Origin of the sequence: Bathymodiolus azoricus thioautotrophic gill symbiont, assembly GCF_001298715.1 — a bacterium.
Lineage (GTDB): Bacteria > Pseudomonadota > Gammaproteobacteria > PS1 > Pseudothioglobaceae > Thiodubiliella.
On record NZ_CDSC02000022.1, the window covers coordinates 1 to 2808 of the forward strand.

Sequence of the window (2808 nt, forward strand, 5' to 3'; positions counted from 1 at the left end):
AATGGCATTGAGAGTGTTTGGGCGTTATTAAAACGAGGTTATCATGGTGTATTTCATCATTTTTCAAATAAACATATCGGGCGTTATGTTGATGAGTTTGTTTTTAGGTTGAATGATGGCAATGTCAAACGATCGACACTGGATAGAATTGATTCAATTGTGTCTGGATTTAGTGGTAATAGACTGTCTTATAAGATGTTGGTATTAATGTAAGTTAGTCCCTAAATTATGAATAATTTTATCAACAGTTGGCTTCGCCCTGATATTCAAGCAATCAATGCTTATCATGTACCTGCGTCTGATGGTATGATCAAACTGGATGCGATGGAATCCCCATTTCCTTTGCCTGATGAGTTAATCGGGCAATATTTAGCCTATTTGGCAGATAGCGAGCTAAATCGTTATCCCAACCCTAGTGCCATAGAATTGCAGAAAACTTTGCGCAAGTTGATGGATATACCTGACGATCTTGGTGTGCTGCTAGGCAACGGTTCTGATGAACTTATTCAATTATTGGCCTTAGCGTGCGACACGAATGATACTATTTTAAGTGTTGAACCAAGTTTTGTGATGTATGGGATGATTGCAAAATTCACCCGCTTGAATTATCAAGGGGTTGATTTGAATGATGATTTTGAAATTGACTTGAATGTAATGTTGCGCTCAATTGAAACGCATCAACCAAAATTAATTTTTATCGCCTATCCAAACAACCCAACGGGCAATACATTTGATAGAACTGTCATTGAAAAAATCATTACCTCAACCCAAGCTTTAGTTGTGTTAGATGAGGCTTATTACGCTTATGCTAATGACAGTTTCTTAGATGATATTAAAAAATATCCCAATTTAGTATTACTCAGAACAGTCTCAAAAATTGGCTTTGCTGGTCTGCGTCTAGGCTTGTTAATTGGCGCACAGGATACAGTAGCGCAGTTAGATAAATTAAGACTGCCTTACAATATCAATACGCTAACGCAAGTGAGTGCTAATTTTCTATTACGAGAAAAAGATGAAATTAACAAAAATGCCCAAATCATCCTTAGTGAGCGCACTCAATTATCCGCCACACTGAGTGCCATTAATGTGCTGAAAGTCTATCCATCACAAGCCAATTTTATTTTATTTAAAGCCCCCAATGCCAACGAACTGTTTAAAGTACTCAAGCAAAAAGGCGTGTTGATTAAAAACCTTAGTAGCGCACCCAAACTTACTGATTGCTTGCGTGTAACAGTAGGTAGTGGTGAGCAAAATCAACAATTTATCAATATTGTGGAGGCATTTTATGGTTAATCAAGAAATATTGGCAGGCTATTGCCAGCAGTATTTAAGGGTTGATAAATTTGATGATTATTGCCCAAATGGCTTACAAATACAAGGCAAACCCGATATTAAGAAAATCATCTCAGGTGTAAGTGCCAACCAAGACTTGATTGATGCAGCGATTGATGAAAAAGCCGATGCATTATTTGTGCATCATGGGTTTTTTTGGAAGAATGAAGCATCTGAGATTATCGGCATCAAAAAAAATCGTATTAAAGCACTTTTAGACAATGACATTAATTTATATACCTACCATTTGCCACTTGATGCACATACAACAGTGGGCAACAATATCCAACTTGCACAACGCCTCAATATAAAAAATCCCGAGCCAATTGGCGATACCTTAGTTTGGCAAGGAGAAGTTGAAACGACATTATCTAAACTCTCCAATACCATTGAACAAGCGCTTAACCGAGTACCTTTAGTCTTTGGTGATGATGATAAATCATTAAAGCGCATTGCTTGGTGTACAGGTGGTGCACAAAGCTATATTGAACACGCTATTAATATTAACGCCGATTGTTTTATTACTGGTGAAGTCTCTGAGCAGATACCCGCCATTGCCTTTGAAAATAATATTGCCTTTGTTTCCGCTGGACACCATGCTACTGAGCGTTATGGTGTGCAAGCCCTTTGCCAACATTTGAGTCAGAAATTTAACCTTAAGTGCCAATTTATTGATATTAATAATCAGGTATAAAACTACAGGGTATAATCCCCAGCCTTTAATTTATGTTACAATTTCATCATGACAAATAAAGACAAGCAATTAACTGAAATAAAAGCATACAGAGAAAAGATAGAAAAACACTATATAAAAAAAAGAAATTATTGAATTTGGTAATTCTTCAACTGCACATGCTGAAGTTGTTGTTGAGTATTTGTTTAGGTATGCTATTGAAAATAAAGAAGATATGAAAATTTTTGCAGGCACACTTAAGGCAAGTTTTTATAACAAATTTCTGCAACAAGCCAAGACTTTATTAAGTACACAAAAAATCTCAATTATCTGTGAAAAAAAATGTGAAGCAAGTGATTTTCAAAAGCTGATTAAGAGAAGTGAAAATGGCAATATCTCAGATATCAACGCACAGGAAAGCCTTGGTGTTTCTCATTTTATTTTGGCAGGCGAATCTGCCTATCGTGATGAGAAAAGCGATGCTTTGAAAACGGCTTCCGCCTCATTTAATGGGTATATGAGAGGCAGTTTTTTGTCGGTTTTTTTTGATGCGATTAAAAAAAATATAGGAAACCTTGCATAAGTAAGTCAATACTGTGCCTAATGTTGATATTTTTTATGGGATTACCACAACGACACTAGTTGTACTAACTTCTGTAACTTTGGTTGTTTCCCAACAGTTAGTAAGCTCTATTCAATCTAGTGCCAAGTTATGTAAAGATTCAATTAATGAATTAAATAGTAAAGAAGAGGCGTGTGATAAGGAAATTTTAATTACTTTGGGACATAATACTGAGGTATTA

At 35.9% G+C, this 2808-nt stretch carries 5 protein-coding genes; all 5 read left to right on the forward strand.

Features of this window, described 5'->3' with window-relative positions; genetic code table 11:
- Positions 1-213 (forward strand): transposase (locus tag BAZSYMA_RS00395; RefSeq protein WP_143243033.1); only part of this gene is annotated, 213 nt, incomplete at its 5' end.
- Between the two features lie 15 nt (positions 214-228).
- Positions 229-1293 carry a histidinol-phosphate transaminase gene (gene hisC, locus BAZSYMA_RS00400; protein WP_090714402.1) on the forward strand — a complete coding sequence of 355 codons (1065 nt, stop codon included), beginning with the start codon at positions 229-231 and terminating at the stop codon, positions 1291-1293.
- Positions 1286-2026, forward strand: a complete 741-nt coding sequence (locus tag BAZSYMA_RS00405; protein ID WP_090714405.1) for a Nif3-like dinuclear metal center hexameric protein — start codon at positions 1286-1288, stop codon at positions 2024-2026. Before hisC ends, BAZSYMA_RS00405 begins: the two co-directional genes overlap by 8 nt.
- 214 nt (positions 2027-2240) lie before the next feature.
- Positions 2241-2588 carry a hypothetical protein gene (locus BAZSYMA_RS00410; protein WP_143243034.1) on the forward strand — a complete coding sequence of 116 codons (348 nt, stop codon included), beginning with the start codon at positions 2241-2243 and terminating at the stop codon, positions 2586-2588.
- Between the two features lie 13 nt (positions 2589-2601).
- A partial coding sequence (locus BAZSYMA_RS10175; RefSeq protein WP_206599430.1) for a hypothetical protein occupies positions 2602-2808 on the forward strand: 207 nt, incomplete at its 3' end.

Bases quoted from the DNA above. Each gene is read 5' to 3' on its own strand.
- hisC (WP_090714402.1), top strand. From the start codon at position 229: ATGAATAATTTTATCAACAGTTGGCTTCGCCCTGATATTCAAGCAATC.
- BAZSYMA_RS00405 (WP_090714405.1), top strand. From the start codon at position 1,286: ATGGTTAATCAAGAAATATTGGCAGGCTATTGCCAGCAGTATTTAAGG.
- BAZSYMA_RS00410 (WP_143243034.1), top strand. From the start codon at position 2,241: ATGAAAATTTTTGCAGGCACACTTAAGGCAAGTTTTTATAACAAATTT.